Annotated in this window: 14 protein-coding genes, 1 tRNA gene and 1 pseudogene; 10 read left to right on the forward strand and 6 right to left on the reverse strand. The window is 66.5% G+C overall.

All coding sequences use genetic code 11. The features are described 5' to 3' along the window. The 4 genes and pseudogenes from ACK4ZD_RS14450 to rplU form a co-directional block, all read right to left on the reverse strand. Nucleotides 1-250, reverse strand: a pseudogene (locus tag ACK4ZD_RS14450) (glutamate 5-kinase); the annotation flags it as partial. 38 nt (nt 251-288) lie between these two features. After that, the gene (cgtA, locus tag ACK4ZD_RS14455; protein WP_409663563.1) at nt 289-1,404 is read right to left on the reverse strand and encodes an Obg family GTPase CgtA; all 1,116 of its coding nucleotides are present in this window, start codon (nt 1,402-1,404) and stop codon (nt 289-291) included. A gap of 144 nt (nt 1,405-1,548) precedes the next feature. Beyond that, nucleotides 1,549-1,806, reverse strand: coding sequence for a 50S ribosomal protein L27 (gene rpmA, locus ACK4ZD_RS14460; protein WP_409663566.1), 258 nt, complete (start codon nt 1,804-1,806; stop codon nt 1,549-1,551). Between the two features lie 23 nt (nt 1,807-1,829). Beyond that, complete coding sequence (gene rplU / locus ACK4ZD_RS14465; RefSeq protein WP_409663597.1) at nt 1,830-2,141, reverse strand: 50S ribosomal protein L21; 312 nt, start codon at nt 2,139-2,141, stop codon at nt 1,830-1,832. A 245-nt stretch (nt 2,142-2,386) separates the two neighbouring features. Between rplU and ispB the strand changes: the two genes are divergently transcribed. The 4 genes from ispB to ACK4ZD_RS14485 all read left to right on the forward strand — a co-directional run bounded on the left by ispB (nt 2,387) and on the right by ACK4ZD_RS14485 (nt 5,601). Beyond that, nucleotides 2,387-3,370 carry an octaprenyl diphosphate synthase gene (gene ispB / locus ACK4ZD_RS14470; RefSeq protein ID WP_409663569.1) on the forward strand — a complete coding sequence of 328 codons (984 nt, stop codon included), beginning with the start codon at nt 2,387-2,389 and terminating at the stop codon, nt 3,368-3,370. Between the two features lie 27 nt (nt 3,371-3,397). Further along, nucleotides 3,398-3,474, forward strand: a tRNA-Pro gene (locus ACK4ZD_RS14475). Between the two features lie 434 nt (nt 3,475-3,908). After that, nucleotides 3,909-4,232 carry a helix-turn-helix domain-containing protein gene (locus ACK4ZD_RS14480; protein ID WP_409663572.1) on the forward strand — a complete coding sequence of 108 codons (324 nt, stop codon included), beginning with the start codon at nt 3,909-3,911 and terminating at the stop codon, nt 4,230-4,232. A 10-nt stretch (nt 4,233-4,242) separates the two neighbouring features. Next, nucleotides 4,243-5,601, forward strand: a complete 1,359-nt coding sequence (locus ACK4ZD_RS14485) for a HipA domain-containing protein (protein ID WP_409663574.1) — start codon at nt 4,243-4,245, stop codon at nt 5,599-5,601. A gap of 159 nt (nt 5,602-5,760) precedes the next feature. On the opposite strand, the gene ACK4ZD_RS14490 is transcribed toward ACK4ZD_RS14485, so the two are convergent. Next, nucleotides 5,761-6,600 (reverse strand): 3-keto-5-aminohexanoate cleavage protein, encoded by an 840-nt coding sequence (locus tag ACK4ZD_RS14490; RefSeq protein WP_409663577.1) that lies wholly within the window; start codon nt 6,598-6,600, stop codon nt 5,761-5,763. Between the two features lie 426 nt (nt 6,601-7,026). On the opposite strand from ACK4ZD_RS14490, the gene pilB reads away from it, so the two are divergent. From pilB to ACK4ZD_RS14520, 6 genes are all read left to right on the forward strand, one after another. Continuing rightward, complete coding sequence (pilB, locus tag ACK4ZD_RS14495; protein ID WP_409663580.1) at nt 7,027-8,745, forward strand: type IV-A pilus assembly ATPase PilB; 1,719 nt, start codon at nt 7,027-7,029, stop codon at nt 8,743-8,745. Between the two features lie 33 nt (nt 8,746-8,778). Then, on the forward strand, nt 8,779-9,996 hold the full coding sequence (locus ACK4ZD_RS14500; RefSeq protein WP_409663583.1) for a type II secretion system F family protein: 1,218 nt from the start codon (nt 8,779-8,781) through the stop codon (nt 9,994-9,996). 21 nt (nt 9,997-10,017) lie between these two features. After that, the gene (locus ACK4ZD_RS14505; RefSeq protein ID WP_409663586.1) at nt 10,018-10,872 is read left to right on the forward strand and encodes a prepilin peptidase; all 855 of its coding nucleotides are present in this window, start codon (nt 10,018-10,020) and stop codon (nt 10,870-10,872) included. Nucleotides 10,873-10,876: 4 nt separating this feature from the next. After that, the gene (gene coaE, locus ACK4ZD_RS14510) at nt 10,877-11,500 is read left to right on the forward strand and encodes a dephospho-CoA kinase (protein ID WP_409663588.1); all 624 of its coding nucleotides are present in this window, start codon (nt 10,877-10,879) and stop codon (nt 11,498-11,500) included. Nucleotides 11,501-11,629: 129 nt separating this feature from the next. Continuing rightward, nucleotides 11,630-12,388, forward strand: coding sequence for a cell division protein ZapD (gene zapD / locus ACK4ZD_RS14515; RefSeq protein ID WP_409663600.1), 759 nt, complete (start codon nt 11,630-11,632; stop codon nt 12,386-12,388). Continuing rightward, on the forward strand, nt 12,385-12,597 hold the full coding sequence (locus ACK4ZD_RS14520) for a DNA gyrase inhibitor YacG (RefSeq protein ID WP_409663591.1): 213 nt from the start codon (nt 12,385-12,387) through the stop codon (nt 12,595-12,597). Before zapD ends, ACK4ZD_RS14520 begins: the two co-directional genes overlap by 4 nt. A 7-nt stretch (nt 12,598-12,604) precedes the next feature. Here the strand turns inward: ACK4ZD_RS14520 and ACK4ZD_RS14525 are convergent, their stop codons facing one another. Further along, complete coding sequence (locus ACK4ZD_RS14525; RefSeq protein WP_409663594.1) at nt 12,605-13,036, reverse strand: NUDIX domain-containing protein; 432 nt, start codon at nt 13,034-13,036, stop codon at nt 12,605-12,607. Nucleotides 13,037-13,178 lie beyond the last annotated feature (142 nt).

Consider the following 13,178-nt stretch of genomic DNA (forward strand, 5'->3'; position numbering starts at 1 on the left):
GGCCCACGGCGGCCGCGGCCTGGAGTTCGTGCAACTCGGTCGGACGGCTGCTCCAGCCCAGCCGCTTCATGCCCTCGGCGATCGCCCCACTGGAGACCATGATCACCTCCCGGCCCTCACGGGCCAGCGCCGCCAACTGGCGGCACCAGTTGCCGATGGCGTGGGCATCCAGGCCGCGGCCCTCGTTGGTCACCAGGCTGGAGCCCACCTTCACGACGATACGGCGGGCATTGCGAAGCACGTCACTCATGGATGCAGGCGAGCGAGGAAACAGAGGCGACCACGGACTCAGCGAAAACGCGGATCGTCCGGGTCGTGGACCGGCGCGGGCGGCGCGGCTTCGGTGGCAGCCTCGGGCACAAAACGCACGTCGGGCTCTTCCACGTCGGGCTCGCGCATCGCCGCCACATGATCGTAGATCGCCCGCACCAGGGGCTCGCAGCCCTCGCGCGTGAGCGCCGAAATCTCGAAGACCGGCCCCTTCCAGCGCATGCGCTTGACGAAGTCTTTCACGCGCGCCGCGCGTTCGTCCTCGGGCACCATGTCCAGCTTGTTCAGCACCAGCCAGCGCGGCTTCTCGTACAAGGTCTTGTCGTACTTCTTCAGTTCGGCCACGATGGCCTTGGCCTGGGCGACCGGGTCGGTCCCGTCGTCGAAGGGCGCCAGGTCCACCAGGTGCAGCAGCAAACGGGTGCGCTGCAGGTGGCGCAGGAACTGGTGCCCCAGGCCCGCGCCCTCGGCGGCGCCTTCGATCAACCCGGGCACATCGGCCACGACGAAGCTCTGCTCCGGCCCGACGCGCACCACGCCCAGGTTGGGGTGCAAAGTGGTGAAGGGATAGTCGGCGATCTTGGGCCGCGCGTTGGAGATGGCCGCGATCAGCGTGGACTTGCCCGCATTGGGCATGCCCAGCAGGCCCACGTCGGCCAGCACCCGCAGCTCCAGCTTAAGCCGACGCTGCTGGCCAGGCCAGCCCATCGTGCGCTGACGCGGCGCCCGGTTGGTGCTGGACTTGAAATGCAAGTTACCGAAGCCGCCATCGCCCCCCTTGGCCAGCAGCACCTTCTGCCCCGGCACCAGCAGCTCGGCCACCACCTCGCCCGTGTCGACGTCGGTGATGATGGTGCCCACCGGCATGCGCAGGACGATGTCCTCGGCCGCGGCGCCGAACTGGTCCGAACCCCGGCCATGCTCGCCGTTGCGCGCTTCGTGCCGGCGCGCATAGCGGAAGTCGACCAGGGTGTTGAGGTTGCGGTCGCCCACGGCGTAGACGCTGCCGCCGCGCCCACCGTCACCCCCGTTCGGGCCGCCGAAGGGGATGAACTTTTCGCGGCGGAAGCTCACGCAGCCGTTGCCACCATTGCCGGCGGCCACGTCGATGTAGGCTTCGTCAACGAATTTCATGATGTCCTGTCCCGCCCAGAGCGACCGCGCGCAAGGGCCGGCCACCGTTGGCGATGGTACTGCAGCGCCGACCGCCGGGTTGGCGGCGGCGCAAACAACGAAGCCCCGGCAGGCCGGGGCTTCGCTACGGTGGAACGTCGCCGGTCAGAGCGGCGTGACGCTCACCACCTTGCGGTTCAGCGGGCCCTTCACGTCGAAGGACACCTGGCCGTCGACCAGGGCGAACAAGGTGTGGTCACGACCCGTGCCGACGTTCACCCCGGCATGGAAGCGCGTGCCGCGCTGGCGCACGATGATCGAGCCGGCCGGCACGACCTGGCCGCCGAACACCTTCACGCCGAGCATCTTCGGTTGGGAGTCGCGGCCGTTCCGGGTGGAACCGCCGCCTTTTTTCTGTGCCATGGTTGCTTACTCCTGGAGGGGGGTCAGGCGGCCACCGCGCTGATCTGCAGCTCGGTGTAGGTCTGGCGATGCCCTTGACTCTTCTTGTAGTGCTTGCGACGGCGCAGCTTGAAGATGCGCACCTTGTCGTGCTTGCCATGAGCCACCACCGTGGCCTTGACGCTGGCGCCGGCAACCAAGGGCGTGCCAACCTTCAGCTCGGTGCCGTTGCCCACGGCGAGAACCTGGTCGATCACGATCTCTTGGCCGACTTCCGCAGCAATCTGTTCTACCTTGATCTTTTCGCCGGCAGCCACCTTGTATTGCTTGCCACCGGTTTTTATGACCGCGTACATATCAGCCCTTTCACAAACGCGCGCCTCGAAGGCAAGGCCCGCACCGATCGTCATGGCCCGCGCACGATGCGCCGGCGGTCGCCCGCAGGCCTCTTGAAGCCATGACCCACACCCGGCCAGAAATTGACCGAGCCCAAAAGTATAGCATACCCGCGCACTCCGCCCCGCAAGGCCAAGCCAGCGGCCACGGAGGGCCGGCACATGCCTCCCTATAATCCGCAGATTCACGTCCCTGGGCCTTTCGCGTGTCCGCCCCTGACTCTCCCTCCCCTGCCCTTTCCCAGTTGCTCGCTGCCGAAATGGCCGACGTCGACGCCGTGATCCAGCGGCGCCTGGCCTCCGAGGTGGCGCTGATCAACCAGATCGCTCACTACCTCGTCAGCGCCGGCGGCAAGCGCATCCGGCCTCAGCTGGTGATCCTGGTGGCCCGGGCGCTGGGCTTCGACGGCCCGCAGCGGCACGAACTGGCAGCGGTGGTCGAGTTCATCCACACCGCCACCTTGCTGCATGACGACGTGGTGGACGAATCCCAGCTGCGCCGCGGGCGCGAAACGGCCAATGCGGTGTTCGGCAACGCCGCCAGCGTCCTCGTGGGCGACTTTCTGTACTCGCGTGCCTTCCAGATGATGGTGGCCATCGACCGCATGCGCGTGCTCGACGTGCTGGCCGAGGCCACCAACATCATTGCCGAGGGCGAGGTCCTGCAGCTGATGAACATGCACGACCCCGATACCGACATCGAGGCCTACCTGCGCGTCATCCGCTACAAGACCGCCAAGCTCTTCGAGGCCAGCGCCCGCCTGGGCGCGGTGCTGGCCGACGCACCGGCCGAGGTCGAGCAGGCCTGTGCCGACTACGGCCGCCACCTGGGCACGGCCTTCCAGCTCGTCGACGACCTGCTCGACTACGAAGGCTCCACCGATGCGCTGGGCAAGAACGTCGGCGACGACCTGCGCGAAGGCAAGCCCACGATGCCGCTGCTGATCGCGATGGAGCGCGGCAGCGCTCAGGAGCGGCAGTTGATCCGCCACGCCATCGAGCACGGCGAGGTGGAGCGCCTGAAGGACATCCTCGCGATCGTGCGCCGCACGGGAGCGCTGGATGCGACACGCGAGGCCGCTCGCGTCGAGGCCGACACGGCCCGGCAATGCCTGCAGGCCCTGCCGGCTTCCCTCTATCGGGAAGCTCTGCTAGAATTTTGTGTTCGCTCGGTTGATCGGTCAGCTTGATCTTTTCAGACCGCGAGAAGATTGCATCGGGGTGTAGCTTAGCCTGGTAGAGCGCTACGTTCGGGACGTAGAGGCCGGAGGTTCGAATCCTCTCACCCCGACCAGACTTGCCTTCATGAATCGATGAGTTTCAAAGCCCCGCACAGCGGGGCTTTGTTGTTTCTGCAGTCGCTGCTGGCCGATTGGTGACAGACAGGCGGCCTTCGGCGCGGATGGCTCATCGACAGCCCCGGACCCGGCTCCTCAACGGCTGCAACTGCGACATGCGCCGCCCAGCCCACGCTGGACGTCGCGCCGGCTTGCGGGTCTGGGTTGGCCGGTCATCGCGCCCGTGTTCCATGGCGAAGGTAGGGGGTCTGGCAGACTTCACCCATAATTTCGGAAAATCAGTAATACATTCTGAAGAAGCCCTCGAAGTCAATAAATTTCTGATTTACCGAAATTATGCCGGAGAAGTTCTCAGAACCGCCTATTATTTCGGAATAGCAGAAATCATTCGCTTGAAGCGCTCCGGAAGCCCCGCCACTGAAGTTCCGACATGACTGATCCTGCCAGCCGCCCACCGACCCTGCTCCTGTCCGCCGCAGACCTGGGCCCGGTCGTGCGCGAGCGCCGCAAGTCGCAGTCGCTGCGCATCGACGATGCGGCAAACCTGCTCGGCGTGTCCGTGGATCTCATGTCCCGGCTCGAAAACGGCCAGGGCTCGGTCCGCCTGGACAAAGCCCTGGCCGTGCTCGATGGCCTGGGCCTGACGCTCATGGTGCTGCCCAAGGAACACCCGTGGGTCCGCGAAGCGGTCTCATCCTGCGGTTCAGGCCCTTCAGCCAAGCCATCGGCCCCTCCCGTCACCCCCAAGCCATGAGGCGACCGGGATGACCCACGCACTGCAGGTCTGGACCGACGAGGCGCAGGTCGCCACCATCGAGCACGAAGGGCGCGACGACCGCTGGAGCCTGAGTTATGTCGAGCCCTGGATCGCTGATGCCAAGTCTTACCCGCTGTCTCCGGCGCTGCCCCTGGCACGCCCGGCGGCCGACTATCCTTCCGCATCCATCAAGCGCTTCATCGAGCACCTGCTGCCCGAGGGGCGCGCGCTGGACGTGGCCGTGGCCTACAACGGTCTGGCCAAGACCAACGTCTTCGGTCTGATCTGGGCGCTTGGCGCCGAGACCGCGGGCGCCCTGCGCTTCACCGGACAGACGAACCCGGCACCGCCCGCCGCCGAACCCCTCCTGCGAGAAATCCCCCTCCAGGAGCTCGACCAGCGCATCGCCGAACGCGAGCAGGTACCGCTGACGGTCTGGGACGGCAAGGTGCGCATGTCGGTGGCCGGCCTGCAAGACAAGCTGCTGGTCTACCTTGACCGTCCGCTGCGGGAGGGCGGGCGACTCTTCTTGGTGGACGGGCAGCGTTTGGCCTCGACCCACATCCTCAAGCCCGACACCGGCAACCCGCAAACCCCGCACCTGGCGGTCAACGAGCACTTCTGCATGTCGCTGGCCCGCCGCATGAAGCTGCCAGTCGCTGAGGTGAGCTTGTTGCGCACGCCTCGCCCGGTGCTGGTCGTGCGCCGCTTCGACCGCGAAGTCGAGACCGTCGACGGCCAGCCGCGGGTTCGCCGCCGGCACATCATCGACGCTGCCCAAGCTTGCGACCTGCCCGTGGCCTACAAGTACGAGCGTAACCTGGGCAATGCCGAGGCGGTGCGCCACATCCGCGATGGCGTGAGCTTCGCGCGCCTGTTCGGATGTGCCGACCTCACGGCGAACAAGGCGGCCACACGGCTGGCCATGCTGCGCTGGGCGCTGTTCCAATTCTTGATTGGCAACAGCGACGCCCACGGCAAGAACTTCTCGTTCTTTGTGCGCCCGGGCGGGCTGCTGGAGCCTGCACCCTGGTACGACCTGGTCAGCGTGCTGCAGTACGACGGCTTCGACACCGAGCTGTCCATGGCCTACGGCGACGTCTTCAGCCATGCCGAGGTCTCGGCCTTCGCCCTGGCCGACTTTGCTACCCGCTGCGGCATCGACCGCAAGCTGATGCGCCGCGAAGGCCAACGCCTGGCCAAGCTGGCCGCCGCAGAAGCAGCAGCGCAGGCCCAGGCAGCCGACTACGAGGGCGAGGCCGAGAGGGCTTTCGTGCAAGGCATCGCCGACTTCGTGGCCCGCCAGGCAGACCGGCTGACTCAGCTGGTCGCCGATGCGGCACAGTGGAAGGACGAATACTTCTGACCGACGAAAGAAGCGTCCCCGCAGCTCGCGCTGGCGGCGGCCCAGGCAAAGCGGGGCAGGGTCGTTTCAACCGATGGCGATGAACGAGCCTCGGCAGGGGCGGCCGCACTTGGCTCGGGACGTTCAACGTGCGCTCGCGCGTTCGGAAAGCCGCTGCATTCAGGCGCGGCCGAAACGCGCTCGCACTTGATCGGCCGTGGCGAGTTCGCGCCCCAGCACTTGCGCTCCTTGCGCGATCTGGGCGACCAGCGCTGCGTTGTCCGGGGCGATCTGCCCGTCTCGCAGCAGCACGTTGTTCTCGAACCCCACTCGAACATGTCCGCCCAGCGCTGCGGCAGCCATCGCGCATGCATGCTCTCGCGCCCCAAAGGCGCATACGGCCCAGGGGTGGTCCCCATCATGGGCCTGCACAAAAGGTAGCAAGTCCAGGGGCGAGGACGTCTGACCCGCGCTGTAGCGCCCCAGCACGAAGAGCAGGAACCACGGTGCTTCGGGGATCACGCCACGGCGGCGCAAGTCTTGCCAGTCCTGCACATCGGCCACATCGTAGAGGATCACCTGGGTCATGACACGCTGCCCGACCAACCATTGAAAGAAGCGCCCCAATTCGGCCTCGCTCACCGCCGGCACATGCAGTTCACGCAAGCCCACGGAGACGGCCTCGGGCACGACCTCACGCACCACGGCCATCTGGGCCGCCGGTTCGTAGAGCTTGGCAGCCTCGGTAGTGATCTGCACGACCAACTCCGAGCCCACGGCCCGCCGCACCGCCGCCGTGGCTTCACGGTAGGCTTGGGCATCGAGCCAGTGGCGCCCGTCAGGCCGACGCACATGCATGTGCAGCATCGACGCGCCGGCGTCCAGGCAAGCCTTGGCGGTTTGGGCCAAGGCTTGCGGCGTCAGTGGGACCGCCGGGTGCTGCTCGGTGGTCTTGTACGCGCCATTGGGCGCCACCGTGACGATGAGGGGTTCGATGCTGTCGATTGCAGTGATGGCCATGATCTTGGACTCCATCGGCACGTGAGACACATCGGCCCGCTGCGCGTTCGCAGCCTTCCTGACGTCTCGTCGGCCTCCGGCCGAATTGTTGCATCCCGGCAACGCAAGGCGGGGCCTTCACGGCCGCCTGTGGCCCACCAGGCTTGGATGCGCCGATCCAGCCCGCCCATGGGCAGCGAGCGCCTTTCGAGACGCCTGCATCTGCCGGCACGAAAGCCCCCACCAGCGGACACCCGACGGTCAGATTTCGGTCCCCCCCGTGCATTTGTTCACCATGTCGCCGCCGGCGCCGTGCCGCCTGCCCCGGCTTGCATGGGCTTGCAAGGTTTACAGTGTGGAAAGGATCAGCGATCATTGCCCGGCTCCACCCACGGCGCCTTCGGGCGCTGTGCGACCGCTCACTTTTTCCCAACTCGACCTTCTGGCATGGACACCCTGGCTGAGGCCCCGAACTCCACGCTGTCCGGCGTGGCGCGCGTGCTGGTCAACGCCGGCAAGCTCAGCGTCAAGACCGCCGAGGACCTGGCCAAGCAAGCCAAGGAAAAGCGCAGCAGCTTCATCGGCGCGGTCATCGCCGCCGGCGCCGTCTCCCCCAGCGACCTGGCGCACACCCTGTCGGCGGCGTTTTCGCTGCCGCTCATCGATCTGAGCGCCGTCGACGTCCAACGTCTGCCTCGGGGCCTGTTCGATGCCAAGCTGTCGGCCCAGTACCAGGTCGTCCCCCTGGGCAAACGAGGTAGCCGCCTGTTCATCGCCGGTGCCGACCCGACCGACCAGGAAGCGCTCGAGCGCATCAAGTTCGCCACCCAGCTCACGCCCGAGTGGGTGCTGGTCGAGCACGACAAGCTGGTCAAGGTGCTCGAAGGACTGGGCGCCTCGGCCAGCGAGGCGCTGGAAAACATCGTCGGCGGCGACTTCGAGTTCGACGTGACGGAGGAAGACACCGCCGCGGCAGAAGCCTCGGAAGTGGCGGCCGACGTGGAGGACGCGCCGGTCGTGCGCTTCCTGCAGAAGATGCTGATCGACGCGATCAATATGCGCGCGTCCGATCTGCATTTCGAGCCCTACGAGCTGAACTACCGCGTGCGCTTCCGCATCGACGGCGAGCTGCGCGAGATCACCCAGCCGCCCCTTGCCATCAAGGACAAGCTGGCCTCTCGCATCAAGGTGATCTCGCGCTTGGACATCGCCGAAAAGCGCGTGCCCCAGGACGGGCGCATGAAGCTGAAGTTCGGCAACCGCGCCATCGACTTTCGCGTCAGCACGCTGCCCACGCTGTTCGGCGAGAAGATCGTGATCCGCATCCTCGACCCGTCCAGTGCCAAGCTGGGCATCGAGGCCCTGGGCTACGAAAAGGCGGAAAAGGAACGGCTGCTGGCCGCCATCCACCGCCCCTATGGCATGGTGCTCGTCACCGGCCCCACCGGCAGCGGCAAGACGGTCTCGCTCTACACCTGCCTGAACATCCTGAACCAGCCCGGGGTGAACATCTCGACCGTGGAGGATCCGGCCGAAATCAACCTGCCGGGCATCAACCAGGTGAACGTCAACGAGAAGGCGGGGCTGACTTTCGCGGCGGCGCTCAAGGCCTTCCTGCGCCAGGATCCGGACGTCATCATGGTCGGTGAGATCCGCGACCTGGAAACCGCCGACATCGCCATCAAGGCCGCCCAGACCGGTCATTTGGTGATGTCCACGCTGCACACGAACGATGCCCCTTCGACGTTGACTCGCCTGCGCAACATGGGCGTGGCGCCGTTCAACATCGCCTCCAGCGTGATCCTGATCACCGCCCAACGCCTGGCGCGGCGCCTGTGCGAGAACTGCAAGCAGCCGGCCACCTACCCGCGCGAGGCCATGCTCAAGGCCGGCTTCAAGGATGAGGAACTCGACGGCAGCTGGAAGCCCTACCGTGCCGTGGGCTGCTCAAGTTGTAACAATGGCTACAAAGGGCGCGTCGGCATTTACCAAGTGATGCCCATTTCCGAGGAGATCCAACGCATCATCCTGGCCGACGGCTCGGCGATGGACATTGCCGCCCAAGCCCAGAAGGAGGGGGTGCGGGATCTGCGTCAGGCAGGTTTGTACAAAGTCCGGCTCGGGGTGACGACGCTGGAAGAAGTCATTTCCGTGACCAACGAATAAGTTTTGAAACAGGGTTTGCGCCCTGGAGGCACCATGGCAGTTGCAGCAGCAAAGAAGACCCAGGAATTCGTCTTCGAATGGGAAGGCAAGGACCGCAACGGCAAGGCCGTGCGCGGGGAGATGCGTGCCGGCGGCGAAGCCATGGTCAGCGCCAGCCTGCGCCGCCAGGGCGTGCTGGTCACCAAGGTCAAGAAGCGCCGCATGAGCGGGGGCAAGGCGATCAAGCCCAAGGACATCGCCATCTTCACCCGCCAACTGGCCACGATGATGCGCGCCGGCGTGCCGTTGCTGCAGGCCTTCGACATCGTGGGCCGCGGCAGCAGCAACCCGCGACTGACCAAGCTGCTCAACGAGATCCGCATGGACGTCGAGACCGGCACCAGCCTGTCGACCGCCCTGCGCAAGCATCCGCTGTACTTCGATGCGCTGTACTGCAACCTGGTCGAAGCGGGCGAGGCCGGCGGCATTCTCGAGACGCTGCTCGAGCGGTTGGCCACTTACAAGGAAAAGACCGAGGCCATCAAGGCCAAGATCAAGTCGGCCCTGGTCTACCCGGTGGCCGTGCTGGTGGTGGCCTTCGTGGTGGTGGCCATCATCATGATCTTCGTGATCCCGGCTTTCAAGGAGATCTTCACGTCCTTCGGCGCCGACCTGCCGGCACCCACGCTGCTGGTCATGGCCATGTCCGACCTGTTCGTCCGGTACTGGTACATCATCTTCGGTGTGCTGATCGGTGGCACCTACTTCTTCTTCGAAAGCTGGAAACGCTCGGAGAAGATGCAAAAAGCCATGGACCGCCTGTTGCTGAAAGTGCCCCTGTTCGGCCCGCTGGTCTACAAGTCGGCCGTGGCGCGCTGGACGCGCACGCTGGCCACGATGTTCGCCGCCGGCGTGCCGCTGGTCGAAGCCCTCGACTCGGTGGGCGGCGCCTCGGGCAATGCCGTGTTCGCCGAGGCCACCGAGAAGATCCAGAAGGACGTCTCCACCGGCACGAGCCTGACCACGGCCATGCAGTCCACCGGCATCTTCCCGGTGATGGTGCTGCAGATGTGCGCGATCGGCGAGGAATCCGGCTCGCTGGACCACATGCTCAACAAGGCCGCCGAGTTCTTCGAGCAAGAGGTCGATGAAGCCGTCAAGGGGTTGTCGAGCCTGCTCGAACCCGTCATCATCGTTGTCCTGGGTGGCATCATCGGTGGCATCGTGGTGTCGATGTACCTGCCGATCTTCAAGCTGGGCCAGGTGGTCTGAAGCACAACCGCAAGAATCTCGATGTCCCCTGAAGTGCTTGCCTGGTGGCTCTCGCCGGCCGCCCTGGCCGTGCTGGGCCTGTGCGTCGGCAGCTTCCTCAACGTGGTCATCCACCGCCTGCCCCTGATGCTGGAGCGGCAGTGGCGGCGCGACAGTGCCGAGTTGCTCGAGCAGCCCCTGCCCGACGACGGCGAGCCGCTCAGCCTGCTGCGGCCAGGCTCGCGCTGCCCCCAGTGTGGACACCGCATCCGCTGGTACGAAAACATTCCCGTCATCAGTTGGATCGTGCTGCGCGCTCGCTGCTCGGCCTGCAAGGCTCCGATCTCCTGGCGCTATCCCGGCGTCGAGCTGCTGACCGCCACACTTTTCGCCGGCGTGGCCTGGAAGCTCGGCCCCCAGCCGGTGGCGCTAGCCTGGTGCGCCGTGATGGCCACCTTGGTGGCCCTGACCTTCATCGACTGGGACACCACCTTGCTGCCTGACCAACTCACCCAACCCCTGTTGTGGGGCGGCCTGATCGCCGCCGCCTTGGGCTGGACGATCCCCTTGTCCACCGCCCTGTGGGGTGCCGTGGCGGGCTATTTGTCGCTGTGGTCCGTCTATTGGCTCTTCAAGCTGACCACCGGCAAGGAAGGCATGGGCTTTGGCGACTTCAAACTGCTGGCCGCACTGGGCGCCTGGCTGGGCTGGAACACCCTGCTGCCGATCGCACTGATCGCCTCGCTGATCGGTGCCATCGTGGGCATCGGGATGAAGCTGGCCAGCCGCCTGCGCGAAGGCCGCTACGTGCCCTTCGGCCCTTTCTTGGCCGGCGCCGGCGTGCTGGTGTACTTCGTGGGCGCCGATACCGTGCTGGGCTGGATCGGCTGGGCCTGACCGCATGGACCGTCCACGACTTGCCCGTCCCCGCCGCCTGGGTCTGACCGGCGGCATCGGCAGCGGCAAGAGCACGGTGGCGGCCTGGCTGCGCGAGCGCGGCGCCCATCTGGTCGACACCGATGCGATCTCGCGCCAGCTCACACAGGCCGGTGGGGCCGGCATCGCGCCGATCCGCGAGGCCTTCGGCGATGCGGCCCTCACCTCTGACGGGGCCCTGAACCGTGAGGTCATGCGCGAACTCGTCTTCCGCGATCCACAGCTCAAGGCACGGTTGGAGGCCATCTTGCATCCGCTGATCGGTGCGGAAGCGACGCGCCTGGCAGCCCAGGCCCGGCCGGACCAGATGCTGGTCTTCGATGTGCCCTTGCTCGTCGAGTCTCGCGTTTGGCGCGCCCGGGTGGACCAGGTGCTCGTGGTCGACTGCCCGCCCGAGCGTCAGGTGGATCGCGTGATGCGGCGTTCGGGACTGACACGGCAGGCTGTGCAGTCCATCATCGCCCAGCAGGTCTCGCGCTCGCAGCGCTTGGCCGCCGCCGACATCGTCGTCGCCAACGACACCGACACGCTGGCCGACCTGCATGCCACGCTGGAGGCGCTGTGGGCCTGGTGGCATCCGGCCGCCTGAGCACGTGCCGGACCGCAAGCGAGGCGGCGGTGGCCCACCGGCAGACGGGGTCTTGGGCGGCGCGCCGGTGGTCCACCTGGTCCGGGTGTGGAACAATGCCCGGCATCTTCTCGCATCGTGCTGCTGGCCTTGATCCTTTACGAATACCCCTTCAACGAAAGCATCCGCACCATGCTGCGGCTCGAACATCTGTTCGACCGGCTGGGTCAGCTGATGTCGCGTGAAGCAGCCGTTGACCATCATTTCGCACTGGCCACCCTGTTCGAGATCATGGACGTGGCCTCGCGGGCCGACCTCAAGTCCGACCTTCTCAAGGATCTGGAACGCCAGAAGACCGTGCTCAGCGGCTACCGCGGCAACCCCTCGATTTCCGAGCAGGCCCTGGACGAGGTGATCGGCCGCATCGACCACGCTTTCGTCCGACTCAACCAGTTGCCCGGCAAGGCGGGCCATGCGCTCACAGGCAACGAATGGCTGATGAGCGTGCGCAGCCGCATCAGCATCCCGGGCGGCACCTGCGAGTTCGACCTGCCCGCCTATTACGCCTGGCAGAAGTTGCCCGCCGAGCGGCGGCAAGCCGACCTGCAGCGCTGGGTGGGCACGCTGATGCCACTGGCCGAGGCCCTGCGCGTGTTGCTGGGCCTGCTGCGAGAGTCCGGCGTGCCCCACAAGGTGATGGCCATGGCGGGCCAGTACCAGCAGAGCCTGCCCGCCGGGCGCAGCTACCAGCTCATGCGAGTGCGCCTGGACCCGTCCTCCGGTCTCGTGCCCGAGATCAGCGGCCATCGGCTGATGGTGTCGATCCGTTTCATGCGTCAGGACGAGGAAGGGCGGCTGCGGCCCTCCACCGAGGATCTGGGCTTCGAACTGACCTTGTGCACCGGATGAGTTCAGCGCCGCCCAAACCCCGCACCGTGCGCTGCCCAGCCTGTGGCGGGCCGAGCCTGTATGCGCCCGAGAACCCGCACCGCCCCTTCTGCAGCGAACGCTGCAAGAACCTGGATTTCGGAGCCTGGGCCAGCGAGAGCTACCGCGTGCCGGCGCCGCCGGACAGCGCCGACACCGAGGCCCCGGACGCCACGCCGCCAGTGCATTGACGCCCGGTCAGTCCGCGTGGGTCGGCCCGACGAAGCGCCGTTCGGCCGCAAACCACTGCAGCACCGGCACCGTGCCCGGCAGCACCGGATGCACCCGCACCGGCAGTTCCTGCCAGGCCATGGACTGGCCTTCGCGCATCTCGAACTCGCCGGCCCAGTCGTAGACCTTGCAAAAGTGCAGGCGCACCAGGGCATGCGGGTAATCGACCAGTTCGACCTTCCACGGATGCACGGCTCCGATGGTGATGCCCAGTTCCTCATGCAACTCGCGGCGCAGCGCCTCCTCCACCGACTCGCCGGCCTCGAGCTTGCCCCCCGGGAACTCCCAGTAGCCCGCATAGACCTTGCCCTGCGGACGCGAGGTGAGCAGGAAGCGGCCCTCCCCTGCCGGCGTGCGCTCGACCAGCACGCCCACGGCGACATCCACCGGCGTCCTCATGCCGGGTGCACACCGTGTCCGTCCACGGCCACGCTTGCAGGCGTGGCCGGCTCCATGCCTTGCGAAGCGTTGCTTCGCATGCCTGCGGCACCGGCATTACGTTCCACGGCCACGCTTGCAGGCGTGGCCGGCTCCATGCCTT

Origin of the sequence: Caldimonas sp., from assembly GCF_046291045.1 — a bacterium.
In the GTDB taxonomy this organism is placed as follows: Bacteria; Pseudomonadota; Gammaproteobacteria; order Burkholderiales; family Burkholderiaceae_C; genus Caldimonas.